Genomic DNA, 20,079 nt, shown 5'->3' with positions numbered 1-20,079 from the left:
GCAGCATTTTCAGTCACTATTTATGAAAATAAGCTGTTTAAATATGTTTTGGATACTATTGCTGTTTTTTCTGTATCGAAAAAGGTTGCTTCGTAGTTGTTTTCATCTTGTTTAATTAGTTCCTGTAGACATGACTTATTGATAATAAATGCCCGGTGTGATCTAACAAAGTTACTGGGTAACAATTCCTCTAATTTTTTTAATGGTACTCGGACAGGAACTTTATTTCCTTTGCTTTTTATAAAAGAACATTGATTTAACCGTTCAATGTAATATATATCCTCCAAAGGAATAAAGACAACTTGTCCTCTTTTTACCACCACAATTTTATCTGAATTGATGGAAACTTCCAATTTTGACACCTGTTTTCTTAGTTATTTTTAGATAGAGTAAATGCATTTGCTTATCAGGCAAATGCATTTACTCGGTTAGTTTACTTTACCTTAGGTAAATGGCTTGCTCTTCCTTCTTCATAACTATTGATCAGGTCTTCATCCCGCAATGTTATGTCAATATCATTCAGTCCATTGACCAAACGATAACGTGTGAAATCATCTAAAGGAAATTCTACTTCTATATGTTTGCAGCTTAGCGTCTTATTTTCCACATCCACTTTCACCTGAATGCTTGGATCTTTTTCTACTAAGGAAATTAATTCTTTTATAATATCGTCCGCTAACTCTACGGTAACTAATCCAACCTTTGAGCAGTTGTTTTTGAATATGTCTCCAAAAGAAGGGGCTACCATTACTTTAAAACCGTAATCTTGAAGTGCCCAAGGAGCATGTTCCCGGCTTGAGCCGCAGCCAAAGTTTTCACCAGCTAGAATAATGACTGAATCACTGTGTTCTGGTTTATTTAAAATAAAGTCAGGGTTTTCACGCCAATCTCTAAAAAGGAAATCACTAAAATTTCCGCGTTCTGAAAACTTCATTGCATCACTTGGTGCAATTTGATCGGTATCTACATCTGATAAACCTAGTGGAAGTGCTTTTCCTACAACTTTTTTAACGGCTTTCATTGAAAGACCTCCTTTTTTAAGTCAGATAAAGAAGCAAAGTGTCCCATAACAGCTGTAGCAGCAGCGACAGCTGGACTTACCAAGTGTGTTCTGGCACCCTTGCCTTGTCTTCCTTCGAAATTACGATTACTAGTAGATGCGCATCGTTGCCCAGACTCTAAAACATCATCATTCATTCCTACACACATTGAGCAGCCGGCAGCACGCCATTCAAAACCTGCATCTTTAAATACATCGGCTAAGCCTTCTTCTTCGGCCATCTTTTTAATATTCATAGAACCAGGTACCACAATAGCACGGACCCCGTCTTTTACTTTTCGATTTTTCACGATAGCAGCTGCTGCTCGTAAATCCTCCATTCTGGCATTTGTACAAGAACCGATGAATACAGCGTCTACTTCAATGTCTTTCATTGACATACCAGGTTTAAGTCCCATGTATTCTAAAGCTCTTTTCTCAGAAGCATCTTTAGGCATTGGAATTTCACTGTCAATTGAAATAGACTGGGCTGGTGTTGTTCCCCAAGTTGCAAAAGGCTTTAGTTCGGCAGCATTTATGATAACTTCCTTATCAAATTCTGCTCCCTCATCAGAATGAAGTGTTTTCCACGCCTGTACTGCTTGATCCCACGCTTCTCCTTGTGGTGCATTTGGCTTGCCTTTTAGATAATTGAATGTAACTTCATCAGGAGCAATCATTCCTGCACGTGCGCCCCCTTCAATAGCCATGTTACATACCGTCATTCTTCCTTCCATAGAAAGAGAACGAATGGCTTCACCACGAAATTCAATTACGTGTCCAACTCCGCCATCTGTACCAATTTTTTTAAGTATTCCCAAAATTAAATCTTTAGCAGTTACATCACTAGGCAGTTTTCCTTCAAGCGTAACAGCCATCGTTTTTGGTTTTCTTTGAGGCAAGGTTTGTGTGGCTAAAACATGAGCAACTTCACTAATTCCAATTCCAAATGCTAAAGCACCAAATGCTCCGTGGGTAGAAGTGTGGGAGTCACCACATACGATTACCATCCCAGGCTGGGTTAGTCCTCTTTCAGGACCAATAACGTGGATGATTCCCTGTCCTTGAGTTCCCCATGGAAACATTTGAATACCAAATTCCTTGCTGTTTTTATGTAAAGCGTTCATTTGCTCAGCAGCAACCTGATCTTTTACAGGCTGGTCTAAGTTAGTAGTCGGAACTTGATGGTCCATTGTAGCAATCGTCAAGTCAGGTCTTCGAACTTTCTTGCCCATCTGTCTCAACATATTAAAGGCATGAGGTGATGTAACTTCATGCATCAAATGAAAATCGATATAAAGTAAATCGGGCTCTCCAGTATTACTTCTTACTACATGTTTTTCCCATACCTTATCAAAAAGCGTCTTTGGTTTATTCATAACGATTCCCCCATTTAAAAATTTTTACAACCGCTTGATTTATCCCGCTATGTGAGATATAATTCTCATATTATGAATAATATGATTATAAATGAAGTAAATGGAAAATACAACAGTGGAGTGGGAGTTTTGGATAAATTTGTTTTTATCTTGGAACTTTTGGCGGAAAAAGGTCCATCAGATTTAAACGAAATTGTGCAAGAAACAAAAATTTCCCGTTCTACCGCTCACCGATTATTAACTGCTATGGAAGGTCATCATTTAGTGATGAAAAACAAAGAGGGGTATCTATTAGGTTCAAGAATTACAGGATGGGGAGAAGTATCTTCTTCAAAAAGGCTTGTAGAATTAGCAAAGCCCAGCTTAATCAATTTAACGAAATTAACTGGAGAAAGCAGCCAGCTTTATGTAAAGGAGGGTAATAAGCGGATATGTATTGCCTCTGTTGAACCAAAATTAGGATTAACAAATACAGTACCGGTTGGTTCGGTATTTCCATTAGATGTTGGTTCAGCTGGGAAGGTATTTAAAGTTTGGTCAGAAAAATATAAGGACCACGAAAAGTATAATGATATAAGGCAACAAGGATGGACTGAAAGTGTAGCTGAGCGGGTAGAAGGAGTAGCCAGTGTTAGTTCTCCCATTTTTTCACAAACAGGAACTCTTAGAGCCGCTGTCAGCGTCAGTGGCCCGATCTCACGCATAGGGACAGAGCCGTCTAAAATCCTATCTGAACATGTAATTAATGCAGCAAGGGAAATTGAACAGCTGCTAAAAAGTTAAAATAAAGTGTTTGTTTACAGAAGAATGTTATCCGCCGCCACTTTTGTGGTTTAATTGCACAAACACTTGCAAGTTAAAAATCTATAGAGAGGAAAAGGAGGAAGCACACCTAGTGGATGTGCTTCTTTTTATGTTCATTTTGTTTAATATCTCGGCAGCCTTTTCTTGTTCAGCTAACGAAGCAGGTTAGTTTAAGAAAGATGTTTAAGCTTGTTCAACAATCGGGCCATATTATTGAATAAAAGCATTTTATGCAATGTTACCAAACACCACTTTAGGTGCGTTTTTGTTTTTATTAAAGAGGTGAGCTTGTTAAATAAAAGTAGTTTCAGTAGCATATAGAATGAAAAAGCTCACTCATTAGAATGATAATGAGCGAGCTTACTTTTGAACTTTAATTAGACGATCAGAAAAATCTAAACGAAAGGAATTGTATAATGCTAAAGCCTCATAACTTAAACTAATTATTCACGGATTTGACCATTGCCCTGCACATAAAATTTTGTTGTTGTTAATGCAGGTAATCCCATTGGTCCTCTTACATGCAATTTTTGTGTAGAAATGCCAATTTCAGCACCAAATCCAAATTCAAATCCATCTGTAAATCGCGTTGATGCATTATGATAGACAACGGCTGCATCCACATCATTTAAAAATCGCTCTACATTTGTAGCATCCTCGGAAATAATGCTTTCAGAATGCTGTGTACCAAATTGATTGATGTGAGCAATAGCTTCCTCTACAGTATCTACAACCTTTATGCTGATCAATAAATCTGAAAATTCTTCTGCGTAATGTTCTTCTGTAGCTAGGATCGCTTTCGGGAAAACTTTGCACACCTTTTCGTCTCCGTAAATACCCACATTCGCATCTGCTAATGCCTCTAAAATTTCTTTCCCATACTCATTAAAGAAATCTTGATGTAATAGTAAATTTTCAATCGAGTTACATACAGACGGACGCTGCGTTTTCGCATTTAAAATAATGGGTACAACCATCTCATATTGAGCTGTTGCATCTACATATACATGGCAATTGCCAGCGCCAGTTTGAATAACAGGTACAGTTGCTTCATTTACGACTAAATCAATTAAATTTTTCCCGCCTCGCGGAATTAAAAGGTCTAAATACTCAGTTAAATGGAACAATTCTTTCACACTTTCACGAGATGTGTCTTCAATTAATAACACGGCGTTTTCTGGGAAAGATACTCGTTGTAAAGCTTTGTGAATAGAAGCTACTAATGCACGATTTGAAAATTTAGCTGAAGCTGAACCTCGTAATAATACGGCATTGCTTGTTTTTAAAGATAAAGCTGCTGCATCAATTGTTACGTTAGGACGAGCCTCATAAATCATCCCTAATGCACCAAGCGGTACACGTCGCTTGCTAATAACTAGACCGTTTTCTTTCTTAAATTGTTCTAGCTGTTCTCCGATTGGATCTGGTAATGATACGACTAACTCAATTTGATCACACATCGCTTGAATACGCTCTGCATTCAAGGTTAAACGATCCAGCATCGAAGCTGATATATTCGTTTCTTTCGCTTCTTGTATATCCTTTTCATTTTCACTTAAAATATAAGCTTGATCTATTAATAGTTGTTCTGAAATGGCTTGTAGTGCTTGATTCTTTTGTTGAGTTGTTTTACCTTGTAGACTAACACTAGCTTCTTTTACCAACTTTGCTTTTTGAATCACTTCGTTGTTCAATTGCTCTTCCTCCTTCTCGTTATCTCTATTTTGGGGAAAGAGACAACACTTATCTCTTATGAAAAAATTACTTATATTTTAACATAGATAAAGTGTTAGCAATCAACATTTTGGGATTAACTAACCCATTTATTACAAACGTCTTTATCGTACACTTGCTTTTTCTTTTAATATTGTTTATACAGCTTTTTATGTAAAGGTAAATAAACATAGCTACAAAAAGACTTTTCAAGATTTTGCAGAAAACACTGTAGGTGTATTATCTGAATAAAAACCTGTATATAGACAATTTATTAACGTTGTAAATCTTCATTTTAATCGTTCCTAAACTTCAACTACAGGGGCTTTAGTTGAAAACGATCTTCAACAAACGGGCGCGATTGTTTAATAAGCATCTCTTTTTTTGTTCAACTAAACCAGCTAATAGTTTGTCAACATTTTTCAATAAAAACTTGAAATTGTTCATGCTATACTAAAAATAGCCATGCCAAATAACCTTCCTAATTCAAACAATTGGAAGGTTTTGTATGGTTTTGTTTTATTTCTTATTTAAGCTATATCTTGGAATGTGGAATAGCTTTTTAAAAGGGCATATATCCACTGTAAGAGCTTATTGGCACATGCGATTACAGCTACTTTATAAGGCTTTCCTTCTTCCCGTTTTTTATCATAGAACTCACGCAGTTTCTTATTTCTCGGGATGATTTCATTCGTTGTTTTCTTTTTACGACAATCACGGATGGCACATCGAACGGCCATATACAAGGCATGACGTAATCTACTTGAACCTCTTTTCGTAATCCGGTTTACAGTGCCTTTAAATCGACCAGACTCATAGATACTGGGATCGATTCCAGCGAATGCTACAAGCTTTTTAGGGTGATTAAACCGATCAATCTCACCAATTTCAGAAATAATCGTTGCCGCGATTTTTTCTCCGATACCAGGGATTGATTGGATAATCTTATATTCTTCCATTTCTTTTGCCAAAGCATCTATCTCATCTTCAAGCTTAGATAGATGCTTTTGGTACTCTATAAGCATTTTGATGTACATTTCGATGCTGAGGATATGGCTTTGATACAGGTTTTTCTGAAAGGGATTTCTAGTTGCTGCTTCTATCAGCTTCTTTGCCTGAGTATTTGCCCAATTCTTAGAACGGCTTTTACATAATTCATCGATTTTATTGGTTAACACTGCTTCATCAGCTGCCAAAACATCTTCCGATGTAGGATATTCCAATAGAGTTAGTAAAGAAACACCTGAATATAAATCCCCAAAAACGCCTCGATACTCGGGGAATACCTGGTCGAGCACTGCTTGAAATTGAAGTTTTGTTTGTACATAAATGCCTGTTATATTTGCGTGTTGTCTTGTAAGATTACGAAGATTTAAGAGTTGGATTCCTCGTTTTTTATGAGGCTCCAAATCCTCTTTATAATACAGCTCACAAAGATGATAAGCATCAAGTACATCCGTCTTTACTTTGCGTAAAGAAGAGCTCTTTGCTCGATAAGAGATGAGTGGGTTAATGATAATTAATAAATAACCTTTTTCCTCGAAATACTGAACAACGGGTGTATGATAATGCCCAGTAGACTCTAAAACGACCGGAGGTCGAATTCCTGTTAAGTCTTCGATTTCTCTTAGGTATTGGTGTAAGCTCTCTAGTCCTTCAAGGGTATGTGCCACTTTAAAACTGCCTTTGTAAGGCTTCTTTTTTTCCAAGAACGCTTGAACTTGACTTTCACCTTTGGCTATATCCAGACCAACCACTGGATCCATTCTTTATCTCCTCCAATACGAATATTGCCGGTAACCCCTAATCCTTCTTGCAGTGTCATAGCTTCGCTTGTTATACGAGATCTTGGTCCCAACCAGCCAAAACATGTTTAAGCAAGTAGGGGGCGAACTGTTTACTTGACGGGATCTCAAGTCCCACGGGGGCTTACGTTCTACCCCGGCTACCGTTATCATAAAACCATATAAAAAATGGTCAACCAGAAATATTTTCTTTTCTGGCTGACCTTATAATACGAACGGGGGCTTTAGTTTAACAAAGGAGGTAGCTGCGGCATCTCCTTTTCTTATTGAACAAACTGGCAGTTTAGTGGAAGAAGAACATTTTATTATAAGTCAAATTTTATTCATTTTAATATTGACTAACAAGTCCATTGTAAAAGCATAAAACAATATAGTTGACTTTAACAACTATATTGTTTTATGCTATTTATAATAGTTGACAAAGTCAATCACTATAGTTTAAAGGGGTTATTTAAGTATGATGCAACCGACTGTTTCAAGCGTATCTGAAGTTAGAAAGTTTAATCGCTTTTATACTAATGTTCTTGGTTTACTCAAGCAGAAAGTATATGATAGTCCTCTTTCTTTGACAGAAATACGAATTTTATTTGAGATTAAAAGTAAAAGTAATTGTACAGCAAAGGTACTGCAAGAAGAACTGGGTTTAGATCGTGGTTATGTGAGTAGAATACTAAAACGTTTTGAAGAACAAAATATGATCTATAAACAGAAATGGGAGAAAGATGGTCGTACTTGTTTTATTCATTTAACTGAAACAGGAGAAAAAATATACCAGAATTTAGATAACGAATCCAACCAGAAAATTGAATTTTTACTAAGAAATATAGATATCAACAATCAACAAAAGCTTATCAAGGCAATGAAAACAATTGAAATGATTTTGTCGGAACCTCTTGATCAAAAAGAATCAATTATTTCCATAAGAGAAGGTAATACTGCCGAAGATAAAGAGCTTATCATTGAAACACAAAGAGCTTTTTATGCAGATAACCATGGGTTTGATGAAACATTTCTAGATTATCTTCACGAGACCTTTGATGCGAAAATCGAAAAAATTTGGATTGCGGAAGATAACGGGGAATTTGCAGGTTGTGTGGGATTAGTTGAAGAAAATGAAAAAACGGCTATTTTAAGATGGTTCATTGTTGAATCGTCCATGCGTGGAAAAGGAGTAGGTACACAATTAGTTCAAACATTACTTGATTACTGCAAGAAACAACAATATGAACGGGTACTTTTATGGACTGTAAGCAACATGACGACAGCTCGACGATTATATCGAAAATTTGGATTTAAGATTACTGAAACAAAAGAGGAACAATTATTGTGGGGGCAGAGGCTTGTGGAAGAACGGTGGGATTTAGAATTGTTATAGTTTTACAATCCTTTCCTATCGGAACCCCTATTGAAAAGCTTCAAAATGTATATGATGTTGAGCTTTAATAATTTTATTCTTGTTCCACTAACGGGGGCTTGAGATGAAGAATGGGGGTAGCTGCGGCACCTCCTTTTCTTATTGAACAAACGGAGCAGGTTACTTCAATAAGGAGTAACCATTTTTTATAAAAAAAGGATTTAAATTGATTTTCAATAATATAAACCGATATAATTAGCACTAGGTATTAATACCAGTGTATAAATAAAAAATACGGGGTGGATGTTATGGTAGGTGCGAGAATAACTGCTATTGGTACATATGTACCCGAAAAAAAGTTAACAAATTTTGAGCTTGAGCAAATGGTTGACACAAATAATGAGTGGATTATTCAAAGAACAGGAATTCATGAACGCAGAATTAGCCGTCCTGATGAATTTACGAGTGATTTATGTGAAGCTGCCGTAAAAGATTTAATGCAAAGATATAATAAAAAAGTTGAAGATGTAGATATGATTATTGTGGCAACAAGCACACCAGATTTCCCATTTCCTTCTGTTTCAAGTATCATACAAGACCGTTTAAATATTGCTCAAACAGGGGCCATCGATTTAAGTGCGGCATGTGCAGGGTTTGTTTATGCATTGCATACAGCTCATACTTTTATCGCTTCTGGACTCCACAAAAAGGTGCTTGTTATCGGAGCAGATACAATCTCAAAAATTACGGATTATACCGATAGAAGTACATGTATTTTATTTGGTGATGGTGCTGGTGCGGTATTGGTTGAAAAGGATGAACAATCAAAAAGTTTTATTGAGTTCAATTTGGGAAGTGACGGAAGCGGAGCACAGCATGTATACCGTCCTGGGTTATCAAAAAAGGTCAATGGCATTGAGTTACTCGATACTCAATATCTTGTACAAAACGGCAGGGAAGTTTTTCGATGGGTTGTAAGGAATGTTCCGTATAATGTAAAACAAATTTTAGAAAAAACGAAAACGAGTTTAGAACAAGTTGATTGGTTTATACCTCATAGTGCTAACTTACGATTAATCGAACCGATTTGCGAGAAATTAAAATTCCCAATGGAAAAAACTCTTTATAGCCTGGTCAACTTTGGAAATACTTCTGCTGCAACTATACCTTTAGCTCTTGACCTTGGAATCCGTGAGGGAAAAGTTAAAAATGGAGACAGAGTTCTTATGTACGGTTTTGGATCTGGTTTAGTTCACGCAGGTCAACTTTTAGAATTAGATTTTGACGAACAAATTAATACTCCTACACCGTTGTAACGTAAAAAGATTGTGAAGGATTATACTTAAACTATCGGGGGCAAGAGTTGAAGAATCGGTTGCTGTTCCAGCCGGTCTTTTTTCTTCTTCAACTAAATGGCAGGATAGTTTAAGTACATCTCTTCACAAAGCAATATAAAAAAATCTTAATGTAAAAACCCAATTTTCCTACTATGGAAAATTGGGTTTTCCTCTACAATTTAATCTAATTAATTATGACCTACTATTGGATGAGGTACATATGGCTCTTCAAGATATGCAATCTCTTCAGTGGTTAGCTCAACTGACAAAGCTCCTACAGCATCTTCAAGATGCGATATTTTCGTAGCCCCAATAATAGGAGCTGTTACTGGTTCTTTCTGTAGTAGCCAAGCAAGTGCAATGTGTGTACGAGGTACACCGTGTTTTTCTGCAATAGATCCAACACGCTCCACAACTAATCGGTCGGAATCAGCAGTTGCATCATATTTAGACTTTTGGACCTGATCTGTCTCGGAACGATGCGTTGTTACTGACCAGTCACGCGTTAATCTTCCTGATGCAAGAGGGCTATATGGAGTGACACCAATTTTCTCTTCCTTACAAAGAGGCAGCATTTCTCGTTCCTCTTCACGGTAGATTAGGTTTAAATGGTTCTGCATGGACACAAACTTCGTCCAACCATTTTTTTCTGCCACATGTAATGCCTTTTGGAACTGCCAAGCGAACATGGCAGAAGCACCGATGTATCTAGCTTTTCCAGCCTTCACCACGTCATGTAAAGCTTCCATCGTTTCTTCAATAGGGGTATTGTAATCCCAACGATGGATAATATAGAGGTCTACATAATCAGTTTCCAACCTCTTAAGACTGTTATCGATTTCACTCATAATTACTTTTCGGGAAAGACCAGAACCATTTGGACCTTTATGCATTTGTCCGTGTACCTTAGTTGTTATTACAACTTCATCACGATTCGCATAATCCTTTAGAGCTCGTCCAAGATATTCTTCGCTTGTACCAAGGGAGTATACATTTGCTGTATCAAAAAAATTAATCCCTAATTCAAGTGCTTTTTTTATAACGGGGCGAGAGTCCTCTTCATTAAGTACCCATTGGTGAAGCCATTTGGTAGCATCTCCAAAACCCATACATCCAAGACAAAATCGAGATACATCTAAGCCTGTATTACCAAGTTTCACATACTCCATTTAATTGTTCCTCTCTTTCCTAATAAGACACATTTATCGTGACCTGTATACAATTAATTATGTCATAAAAATAAAGAAACCATTATCACAATCCTACTAAGTTTTTGCCTAATCCTCTAAAAGCATCTTACTGAAGAATTTATTATTGGATATAATGAACGAAGATGAAAAAAAGGAGAACAAGTTATGTCTGAGAAAACATACAAACACCAACGTGAACTTGCTAAACTCATTGAAGACTTTTCAAAACAGGACGATGTTCACCCTACGCCTATTCCATCTTTATTTGTCATACGTGAATCCATTATTACTGAACCTATTTCTAGAGTTAACGAGCCGTCGTTTTGCATTATCCTCCAAGGAGAGAAAGAGGTGTTGCTTGGAGAGGAACGATTTTTGTATGGTCCTGGTCACTATATTGTGGCTTCAGTTGACTTGCCAGTAACAGGTCAAGTATGCAAAGCCTCAATAGACTCTCCCTATTTAGCTCTAAAACTTGAATTCACACCAAGCCAAATATTAGAGGTTTTAAATGAAACAGATTATCAAATTGGACAGGGTAAGAACACTAAACGAGCTATGTTCGTTAGCAAAGTAGGACCATCTTTGTTAGATGCAGTTCTTAGATTAGCTCGTTTATTAGAGAATCCAAAACATATCTCTATTCTTGCTCCATTGTATAAAAAAGAAATTATTTATTGGATTTTACAAGGTCCACATGGTGAAGCACTTGAGCAAATGGCTTTAGAAGGTAGCAATGCCTCTAGAATAAGAGAGGTTATAGACCATATCATGAATAATTTTGAAAAACCTTTTCGAATAGAAGAGCTTGCCGAAATTGCGAATATGAGTCTCTCATCGTTACATCGACATTTTAAAGAGGTTACAGCTATGAGCCCCATTCAGTTTCAAAAACAATTAAGATTGCAGGAAGCTAGACGCTTATTATTAGCTGAATCAACAGATGTAGCCGAAGTTGCATTTAGGGTGGGGTACGAAAGTCAATCGCAATTCAGTCGAGAATATTCCCGAATGTTTGGTTTTCCACCTAGAGTAGATTTAAACAGGATGAGAGAGAACGACGTTTATATTACGAAAAGTAACAGATTGTGAAGTGGAGCGTCTACACTTATCTGGACAGAAAAATTAAGGTCAGATCAAAGTCGAACTGCACAAGCGTGGATTTATAGTCTCCAGGAGACGTATTGGGCGCATCATGAAGGAACAAGGGCTTGTTTCTTCCTATACAGTGGCACAGTTCAAACCACAGAAATCTTCCTGTAATGAGTCAGCTCAGGCAAATGAATTGAAACGTGAGTTTCAGCAGACAGAAGCCAAAAAAGTAGTCGTCAGTGATTTAACATACGTCAAAGTCAAAAACAAATGGCATTACGTATGTATCTTTGTCGATCTCTTTAACCGCGAAATCATTGGCTTCAGTACAGGACCAAATAAAGATGCAAACCTTGTCGCACGGGCTTTTTCTTCTATCCAGGGTGATATGCGAGATATCCAGCTGTTCCACACCGACCGTGGCAGTGAGTTTAAAAACCAGCTAATTGATGAGACTTTAGCGACCTTCCAGATTGGCCGCTCTTTAAGCATGAAGGGCTGTCCATATGATAATGCCGTGGCGGAAGCCACGTTTAAAATCATCAAAACAGAGTTTGTCAGCCAGATGAAGTTTGATAGCCTGGAGCATCTTGCACTTGAATTCAGTGATTATATTAACTGGTTTAACAAGCTTCGTATTCATGGAACACTAGGCTATGTAAGCCCAATTGAATACAAACGATCGGCCCTTAAAAAAGCTGCCTGATTTAGTGTTGACAATCCACAATAAACTTCTTACGGTGGACCGCCCCTTCTTACAGTCTTTCATTTGTTCTGTCAATCTGTAATTCCATCCAACCATCATTTGACTCCCCTAATCTTAATACTAGTGGATAAGACAGGCTTAGTTTTGTTTTTATTTTGCAGGTGCTATCAAAGTGGCTATTCTTTTTTGGGAGATCTTCTCCCTGTTTTTATTTACATTTCTTTATAGATTCTACTCATATTCCTTTACATTGGCTCTGTATACTTCTCATGTAAAACTATTTTAAGAGTTTGGGGATGAGGAAATGATCAGAAAAAAAGTAATATCTTCAACTATAGCTGTACTCACGATGAGTTCAATTATAGTTTCAGGGCAGGCGGCAGCTGCAGCCGAAACGTCTTTTGGTCCAAAAGGGTTCGACCTGCAAGCACACCGTGGGGGCATGGGACTCACTGTTGAATCTTCTATTGCATCGTTTTCACATGCGCTGGAACTTGGTGTGAGTACGCTCGAGCTCGATGTACAGATCACTGAGGACGATAAAGCGGTGGTTACCCATGATCGAAAGATATCAAACGCAGTCTGTAAGGATACAGCTCCTGCATTTGAAAATGACCCGGAGTATCCTTATGTGGGGAAATACATAAAAGACCTAACCCTTGAGCAGGTCCGCACGATGGACTGCGGTTCGTTGAGTAAGCCGCAATACCCTGGACAGGTGACGAGTCCCGGAGCAAAAATGCTTTTGCTGACTGACGTTTTTGATCTGGTAAAACAGTATGATGCGAAAAAGGTTTGGATGAACATCGAAACAAAAGTTGAAGCAGGTGCTCCACAGGAGACGGCTCCACGTGAAGATTTTGTCCATATTGTAGCCCGTGAAGTTCGTGAGGCGGGAATGCTCGACCGGGTTTCGATTCAAAGCTTTGACTGGGGTTCTCTAATGATGATGCGTGAAGTCGAGCCAAGCCTTCCGATCGTGGCACTGACAAACGGTCCTCAATTCCTGCAGCCAGGACAGCCGGGAGCGTCACCTTGGCTTGGAGGCATCGATATAGATGACTTCGGAGGAGACCTTGTTGCGGCTGCTCATTCGTTCGGAGCTGATGCGATCTCACCGGTACACGGATTTCCCCAAAACGGCAAGATTACAGATGAGAACTATGAACCTTATGTAACAGCAAAGATGGTAGATGATGCACATCAGTCAGGTATGAAGGTCATCCCATGGACAGTAGACGATAAAGCTACAATGAATAAACTCGTGGATGACGGTGTAGACGGTATCATCACCGATTATCCGGATCGCCTCCGGAAAGTCATGGCAGAGCATGGTTTTAAGCTGCCGAAGAAATACAAAGCTTTAAAATAATAAATGAATACAATAGCGAAAAAAGAATCTTTGATTGAACTGCAACTCCAATTGTTAGACACAATCTAACAGTTGGGGTGCTTTTTTATGACAAGAGCTACATCTCATGAGAAGGAAGAAACTCGGCTTTCAATTCTGGTGTAGCTGTAAGGTTTACTTTATGAAATCAAGTTTGGTTCTCTCCGATACACTTCTTCTAATATTTCTGCTGCATTATCCTACATACTCTTGCCAGTCTGTTCTCTTTTTTCCACAGCCAATCCTTAATATCTACTACGGACAGGGAAACCGACAACAATTCCTCCTCCGATTCAATGCTGAGTGCCTCATATTCCGGAACGTAGCGAACACGCCCTTGTTTAGCCGACCGCTTAATAAAGTCAGCTAACTCAACCGAAACACCATTTAACCGGGCATCTTTCATATGAATGATCCAATAGTCATTCAGCCGCTCCATATACAAGTTGGCCACCGGAACTTGCTGATAAAGCATATCCATCGTTTAGTAGGTAAGGGAATAGACTGCCGGCAGATTGAGCACCGCATATCCTGGCTTGATGCTGCGCTTACCCATTTCAATGGAATAGTCAGGTGTTAACCTGTGTGTGTAGATCCCTTCTATGTAGCTGAAAGTATCTTCGGTTCCCGGCACCATAAAGTACCATTCCCCTAAACCTTTGCGCATAAGCCAATATTCTACATAAATATACTTTTGCAAGAAAAATCATTATAAGGTAATAACAAGTAATTTAAGGAAGTTATCCCTAATTTTGTAGAAGACAAAGAGTGAAGCAACCTTATTCGGTTAATAGCATTGTTCTATTTTACTATAGGATTTGTAACAGAAAATAATATTTTTGATAATTTGACCAATTTTTGTAGTTGGATTAGAGTGTGGATATAAAATGAACATTGAACAGAAGGTGAAGAGATTGGAAGATATTTTAATTATTGCTCCGTATCCGGAGCTTGCAAAAGATGCAATGCAGCTTCGTGAAAAAACAGATATTCCGTTCTCGCTAATATCAGGTGATCCTAAAAATCCCTGGCAGCAACAAATTAACCCGGCAACGAGAGTGATTATTTCAAGGGGAGGCATGGCCAAATCTCTTCGGAAAATGCAGGAGTTACCGGTAATTGATGTACCGGTTACCCCGGCGGATATTTTGAAATCAATTAGTGCCGTTGCCCGTAGCGGTTACAAAAAAATTGCTATCATTACTCCAGCAAATATTTTGTCTAAACCAAGCCGCGTGATGGAATTGTCGGATCAACTACAGTTAATATTCGTTACAGATGCGGACGGAAGCATTGAAAATGTCGTGAAAAGATTAATTGAAGATGAAAAAGTCGAAGCCATTATCGGAGATAGAGTTTCTGCGCAAATTGCGCTTCAGCATCACGTTCATAGCCATTTGCTGAAGTCTAGTGAAGAATCAGTGCTCACAGCATTGGATACAGCCACGAATGTTCTTCGGGCTCAGACAAGCGAACGAACGAAAACAAAGGAAATGCAGTCAATTCTGGATGTCATCCATGAGGCAGTACTCACAATTGATCCAGACGGTATTATTAAAGTATATAATGACGCAGCTAAAAGGATATTTGGGTTTCCCCAGGATATTGCCGGTCGAAAATATTCGGACTGTTTTACAGATCCCGTTTTGCTGAACGTCATTGAGGAGAAAAAAGAAGAGCGTCAAATGCTTCATACGTTAGCAAATGGGAAAAAGATCGTCATTCATCATATTCCTATTTATATTGATTCTATTTTCCAAGGATCAGTAGGAATCTACCAGGAAATAAGTAAAATCCAAAACATGGAGTTGAATATACGAAAACGGCTGAATGATCGAGGGTTAACGGCAAAAAATACCTTTGATGACTTTGTCACTACTAATACTGAAATGAAGCAGGTGGTCACCGAAGCTAGATCATATGCTCAGTCTGAAGCAACAATATTAGTCTATGGAGAAACGGGAACGGGAAAAGAATTATTTGCACAAAGCATTCATAACGCAAGCAAAAGAAACAAAGGACCGTTTGTTTCGGTTAATTGTGCTGCACTAAGCGAGAATTTATTGGAAAGCGAATTGTTTGGGTATGTAGAAGGGGCGTTCACCGGTGCAATTAAAGGCGGCAGGCCCGGCCTGTTTGAATTAGCACACGGCGGTTCGCTGTTTTTAGATGAAATCGGGGAAATCTCTCTTCCTTTTCAAGCGAAATTGCTGCGTGTGCTACAGGAAAAAGAAGTAAGAAGAATTGGAGGAGACCGGATTATCCCGATTGATGTTCGCGTGATATGTGCAACGAACAAGCCGTTATTTGATTTAACACAGGAAGGGTTGTTTCGAGAAGATTTATATTATCGACTTAGTGTGTTGGAGCTGAGTTTAATCCCACTTCGTGATCGAAAAGAAGATATCATTCCTTTAGCCATTTCATTTCTAAAAGCAGAAATGCAACGGGAAAATCGAGTATTGGTTTGGGAGAATACAGACGTTTTTCTTCCTTTAATTGATCATCAGTGGCTCGGGAACGCAAGAGAACTTCAAAATGCGATTCATCGTTTAGTTATTTGCACGCCGGAAGGAACGATTACACAGGATCTTGTTTCGCAAATTATTCAATCGATAAAAAAGAAGCAAAAAACAGCACAAAAACTCGAAGTAGAGATTTCAACGGATTTCAGAAAAATGGAGACGGACATTTGGAGAAAGTTGTTAAACCAATATGATGGAAACAAAGAGCGCTTATGCGAGGTATATAATATTAGTAAAACAACTTTATGGAGGAAATTACTAATCGATAATAACGAACAAATAGGAGAGTAAAAAAGAGAAGGCGAATTAGCCTTCTTTTTTTGTTTCAAAAATGAAATGAAATTTTCGAATATGAAAAAACATAAATTGTATCAAAGTATAATTTTCTTTCTTAAAAGATGTTCTTTCTAGGCAAAACGCTGTAAACAACTGAATTTTTGTATTTTTCGAGAGAGAATTTTAGGTATTGGCAATGTTGGCACGAAAAATGCATCTTACGATAATGAAAGACAAAAAACATAAAGGTGGAGAAAGCATGAGTGAAGTTTCAGTTGACCAAATCCGCAGCACCGTGAGAAAAATTTCCGTTGACCAAATTCGTGACACAGTAGCAACACTTTGCTGGGAGGCTTGTTACAAACTGCCAGAGGACATTGTAGAAGGATTTCATAGAGCGAGAGAATCAGAGCAGTCGCCGTTAGGACGATCCATTATTGACCAGCTCATTGAAAACGCTTCATTAGCCGCAACAGAAGATCGGCCGTACTGCCATGATACAGGACTGACGGTTGTTTTCGCTGAAGTGGGGCAGGATGTGTACATTGACGGAGGAAATTTTGAAGAGGCGATCCACGAAGGGATTCGCAAAGGCTATAAAGAAGGCTATTTGCGCAACTCTATTGTTGGAGATCCGTTGCTCCGAAAAAATACAAACGATAATACGCCGGGTGTGATACACACCAAACTCGTTGCTGGAAACCAAATTAAATTAACGGTTTTGCCAAAAGGTGGCGGAAGTGAAAATATGAGCGCCATGAAATTTCTGCTTCCGGGAGAGGGAGTAGAAGGAGTGAAGAAGTTTGTGCTAGATACGATTATAGCAGCAGGTGGAAGAGCGTGTCCGCCGATTGTGGTTGGTGTTGGGATCGGTGGAAGCTTTGACAAAGTAACAGAAATAGCTAAGAAGGCGGTCCTGCGTGATATTGGCCAGTACCATCCCGAACCACATATTGCACAGCTAGAAAAAGAATTGCTTGAAGAAATTAACAAGACGGGTATTGGTCCACAGGGGCTAGGCGGAACAAATACATCCTTATGGGTGTCTGCTGAAACATACGGATGTCATATCACAGCTCTACCCGTTGCGGTAAATATTCAATGTCACGCAGCTCGAAAAAAATCCTGCGTCATTTAAATTCAGAAAAGAAGGTGCTAAATAATGGCTAAAGTATATATAGAAACACCACTTACTAGTGAAGATGTTTTAAGTTTACATGCAGGGGATGAAGTCTTTTTAAATGGAGTTATTTATGTAGCGAGGGACGCTGCGCATAAGCGGTTTTTGGAGCGGTTTGAAAACAATGAACAACTGCCGATCGATTTACGTAACCAAATCATCTTTTATGCTGGACCAACACCACCTAAGCCTGGACAGGTTATTGGCTCTATCGCCCCTACAACAGCTTCCCGTATGGATCCTTATACTCCAGCTATGTTCGAATACGGGGTTAAGGGTGTGATTGGAAAAGGGCCACGCAGTCAATCTGTGAAAGACGCGTGTAAAAATGATAAAGCTATATGCTTTTCTGCCATTGGAGGGTTATCTGCCCTTCTAAGCGATAAGGTACAAGCTGCGGAGGTGGTCGCCTATGAAGATCTGGGTCCGGAGGCGATCCGTGAACTTGTTGTTAAGGATTTCCCTGTTTTAGTTGTTTATGATGCACATGGAAAAGACCTTTATGAACAGGAGATTGCTAAGTATCGAACAATAGCACGATAATATAACAATTGAGGGCTATCTACTATTTAGCCTTGCTTGAAGTGGGAGTTTCTCGGGAGGCCTCTTCCACCCAAAAGAAGTTGACCGGGTTAACTCCTTTGTTCCAAAGATCCAGAAAAAGATGGTACGTTGGATTTGTCATAGGAGCTTGATTTTGTCTATGGCCCAAAAACATTGAAAACATTTTATGTGGCAACACACGATCTTCCGTAACCTTATATGTTTAGTTGTCAAAGGTCCCTCACAAGATTTCTATTTTAAATGCACTAAATTTGTGGGGAAATAAAAGTCTTTAGATGATCACTTAATCCTAACCGACATTTAATTCCTCTTTACCATCAAGCTAAGCACTTCACAGGCTTGAAGAGGGAGACTTCTTTCGAAAATGTATTAAAGAATAAAACAAACGGGAGGGTAACATTAATGAAAAAGCTGGGACTTCCTATCCAAATCTTATTGGGATTAATATCTGGTATCATTGTTGGGTTGGTATTTTACAAACATCCTGGTGTCGAGACCTACCTAAAACCAATAGGCGACATATTTATGCATTTAATTAAAATGGTTGTAGTTCCTATCGTTTTTTCAAGTATTGTAGTTGGCATTGCTGGATTGGGCAGTGCCAAAAAGCTTGGGAAATTAGGGTTTAGAACCATTCTATATTTCGAAATAGCTACTACTATAGCAATTGTAATCGGAATCCTTTTCGCAAACGTATTCAAGCCTGGTGCAGGGATTGATATGAATGCGCTTTCACATGGCGACATATCCAATTACATGGCGACTGAACAAGAGATGGAAAAAGAGAGCCATTTAGAGTTTATTACTAATATTGTTCCAACGAATATAGTTGACTCGATGGCCAAAGGGGACCTTTTAGCTGTTATTTTCTTCGCTGTTCTTTTAGGTCTGAGTGTTGCTGCTATGGGAGAAAAGGGAGAACCCCTGCTGAATTTTTTCAAAACTTTATCAGGCGCTATGTTTCATATGGTTTCATTTGTCCTTAAAGTCGCACCATTCGGAGTTTTTGGACTGATCGGTGTAACTATTTCCAAATTTGGTGCAGTTTCTCTGATTCCATTAGGGAAATTAATCGTTACAGCTTATGGAGCATACTTGGTCTTTTTTATTGTTTGTTTTGGGTTAGTAGCCAAATTATTCAAAATAAATTTTATCGAATTTGTTAAACTTTTAAAGGAAGAATTGCTTCTTGTGTTCTCTACGTCGAGTGCGGAATCTGCTTTGCCTCAAGTGATGAGCAAGCTAGAGAAATACGGGTGTCCCAAACCCGTCGTTTCATTTGTTGTTCCAATTGGATATTCTTTCAATACAGATGGATCTTGTATATATTTGGCTCTTAGCTCCCTTTTTATTGCCCAGCTTTATGGAATTGACATGTCACTAAGTGCACAAATCACATTAGTACTAATTCTTGCAATTACTTCCAAAGGGATTTCCGGAGTAGCTGGTGGAGCATTAGTAGTACTCCTCTCTTCTTTAGCAGCTGCAGGTCTGCCACTTGAAGGTTTAGCTTTTATTGCGGGAATTGACTTTCTCTTAAATATGGGCCGAGCTGCTCTTAACGTATTTGGAAACGCTTTAGCAACAGTGGTTATTACGAAATGGGAAGGCCAATTTGATACGGAAAAGAATAAGGCTTACATCGCTCATAGGAGTACTGCAGTTTAAAAAAAGAGGATTGTTTCATGAGTTTGTAATTATTAAGAAATCTAAATTTTGCGTTAT

General features: G+C 38.5%; 17 protein-coding genes and 1 pseudogene. 10 read left to right on the top strand and 8 right to left on the bottom strand.

Annotation, left to right across the window (positions count from 1 at the left end):
- Positions 1-20: 20 nt before the first annotated feature.
- From RRU94_RS01810 to leuC, 3 genes are all read right to left on the bottom strand, one after another.
- Positions 21-353 (bottom strand): LytR/AlgR family response regulator transcription factor, encoded by a 333-nt coding sequence (locus tag RRU94_RS01810; RefSeq protein ID WP_315691547.1) that lies wholly within the window; start codon positions 351-353, stop codon positions 21-23.
- 80 nt (positions 354-433) lie between these two features.
- The gene (gene leuD / locus RRU94_RS01805) at positions 434-1,021 is read right to left on the bottom strand and encodes a 3-isopropylmalate dehydratase small subunit (RefSeq protein WP_315691546.1); all 588 of its coding nucleotides are present in this window, start codon (positions 1,019-1,021) and stop codon (positions 434-436) included.
- Complete coding sequence (gene leuC / locus RRU94_RS01800; protein ID WP_315691545.1) at positions 1,018-2,418, bottom strand: 3-isopropylmalate dehydratase large subunit; 1,401 nt, start codon at positions 2,416-2,418, stop codon at positions 1,018-1,020. The genes leuD and leuC overlap by 4 nt, the downstream gene beginning before the upstream one ends.
- Positions 2,419-2,547: 129 nt before the next feature.
- Here leuC and RRU94_RS01795 point away from each other — a divergent pair, with 129 nt between their 5' ends.
- Positions 2,548-3,201, top strand: coding sequence for an IclR family transcriptional regulator (locus RRU94_RS01795; RefSeq protein WP_315691544.1), 654 nt, complete (start codon positions 2,548-2,550; stop codon positions 3,199-3,201).
- A 464-nt stretch (positions 3,202-3,665) separates the two neighbouring features.
- Here RRU94_RS01795 and RRU94_RS01790 read toward each other — a convergent pair whose 3' ends face one another.
- Together RRU94_RS01790 and RRU94_RS01785 are read right to left on the bottom strand one after the other, a co-directional pair.
- Positions 3,666-4,916 carry a glutamate-5-semialdehyde dehydrogenase gene (locus RRU94_RS01790; RefSeq protein ID WP_315691543.1) on the bottom strand — a complete coding sequence of 417 codons (1,251 nt, stop codon included), beginning with the start codon at positions 4,914-4,916 and terminating at the stop codon, positions 3,666-3,668.
- Positions 4,917-5,465: 549 nt separating this feature from the next.
- Positions 5,466-6,701, bottom strand: a complete 1,236-nt coding sequence (locus tag RRU94_RS01785) for an IS110 family RNA-guided transposase (protein ID WP_315691542.1) — start codon at positions 6,699-6,701, stop codon at positions 5,466-5,468.
- Positions 6,702-7,200: 499 nt separating this feature from the next.
- Here RRU94_RS01785 and RRU94_RS01780 point away from each other — a divergent pair, with 499 nt between their 5' ends.
- Entirely contained in the window at positions 7,201-8,115 is a 915-nt protein-coding gene (locus tag RRU94_RS01780) for a bifunctional helix-turn-helix transcriptional regulator/GNAT family N-acetyltransferase (RefSeq protein ID WP_315691919.1), read from the top strand.
- A gap of 287 nt (positions 8,116-8,402) precedes the next feature.
- Positions 8,403-9,410 (top strand): ketoacyl-ACP synthase III, encoded by a 1,008-nt coding sequence (locus RRU94_RS01775; protein WP_315691541.1) that lies wholly within the window; start codon positions 8,403-8,405, stop codon positions 9,408-9,410.
- A gap of 209 nt (positions 9,411-9,619) precedes the next feature.
- Here the strand turns inward: RRU94_RS01775 and RRU94_RS01770 are convergent, their stop codons facing one another.
- Complete coding sequence (locus RRU94_RS01770; protein WP_315691540.1) at positions 9,620-10,600, bottom strand: aldo/keto reductase; 981 nt, start codon at positions 10,598-10,600, stop codon at positions 9,620-9,622.
- Positions 10,601-10,786: 186 nt separating this feature from the next.
- Between RRU94_RS01770 and RRU94_RS01765 the strand changes: the two genes are divergently transcribed.
- The 3 genes and pseudogenes from RRU94_RS01765 to RRU94_RS01755 all read left to right on the top strand — a co-directional run bounded on the left by RRU94_RS01765 (position 10,787) and on the right by RRU94_RS01755 (position 13,791).
- Complete coding sequence (locus RRU94_RS01765; RefSeq protein WP_315691539.1) at positions 10,787-11,713, top strand: AraC family transcriptional regulator; 927 nt, start codon at positions 10,787-10,789, stop codon at positions 11,711-11,713.
- Positions 11,714-11,753: 40 nt separating this feature from the next.
- A pseudogene (locus tag RRU94_RS01760) lies at positions 11,754-12,419 on the top strand (IS3 family transposase); the annotation flags it as partial.
- Between the two features lie 349 nt (positions 12,420-12,768).
- Entirely contained in the window at positions 12,769-13,791 is a 1,023-nt protein-coding gene (locus RRU94_RS01755; protein WP_315691538.1) for a glycerophosphodiester phosphodiesterase family protein, read from the top strand.
- 196 nt (positions 13,792-13,987) lie between these two features.
- Here RRU94_RS01755 and RRU94_RS01750 read toward each other — a convergent pair whose 3' ends face one another.
- Together RRU94_RS01750 and RRU94_RS01745 are read right to left on the bottom strand one after the other, a co-directional pair.
- A complete protein-coding gene (locus RRU94_RS01750; RefSeq protein WP_315691537.1) occupies positions 13,988-14,263 on the bottom strand; it encodes a hypothetical protein in 276 nt (91 codons plus the stop codon).
- A gap of 30 nt (positions 14,264-14,293) precedes the next feature.
- Positions 14,294-14,476 (bottom strand): hypothetical protein, encoded by a 183-nt coding sequence (locus RRU94_RS01745; protein WP_315691536.1) that lies wholly within the window; start codon positions 14,474-14,476, stop codon positions 14,294-14,296.
- A gap of 220 nt (positions 14,477-14,696) precedes the next feature.
- Between RRU94_RS01745 and RRU94_RS01740 the strand changes: the two genes are divergently transcribed.
- The 4 genes from RRU94_RS01740 to RRU94_RS01725 all read left to right on the top strand — a co-directional run bounded on the left by RRU94_RS01740 (position 14,697) and on the right by RRU94_RS01725 (position 20,022).
- The gene (locus RRU94_RS01740; protein WP_315691535.1) at positions 14,697-16,625 is read left to right on the top strand and encodes a sigma 54-interacting transcriptional regulator; all 1,929 of its coding nucleotides are present in this window, start codon (positions 14,697-14,699) and stop codon (positions 16,623-16,625) included.
- Between the two features lie 244 nt (positions 16,626-16,869).
- Positions 16,870-17,748: a fumarate hydratase gene (locus tag RRU94_RS01735; protein WP_285880945.1), complete on the top strand. Its 879-nt coding sequence runs from the start codon at positions 16,870-16,872 to the stop codon at positions 17,746-17,748.
- Between the two features lie 24 nt (positions 17,749-17,772).
- Positions 17,773-18,333 carry a FumA C-terminus/TtdB family hydratase beta subunit gene (locus RRU94_RS01730; RefSeq protein ID WP_315691534.1) on the top strand — a complete coding sequence of 187 codons (561 nt, stop codon included), beginning with the start codon at positions 17,773-17,775 and terminating at the stop codon, positions 18,331-18,333.
- 423 nt (positions 18,334-18,756) lie between these two features.
- Entirely contained in the window at positions 18,757-20,022 is a 1,266-nt protein-coding gene (locus tag RRU94_RS01725) for a cation:dicarboxylate symporter family transporter (RefSeq protein WP_315691533.1), read from the top strand.
- The last annotated feature ends 57 nt before the right edge of the window (positions 20,023-20,079 follow it).

Source organism: Domibacillus sp. DTU_2020_1001157_1_SI_ALB_TIR_016, assembly GCF_032341995.1.
In the GTDB taxonomy this organism is placed as follows: Bacteria; Bacillota; Bacilli; order Bacillales; family Domibacillaceae; genus Domibacillus; species Domibacillus indicus_A.
Note: the sequence above shows the minus strand (reverse complement) of the source record. Positions and strands in the feature narration are given on the sequence as shown.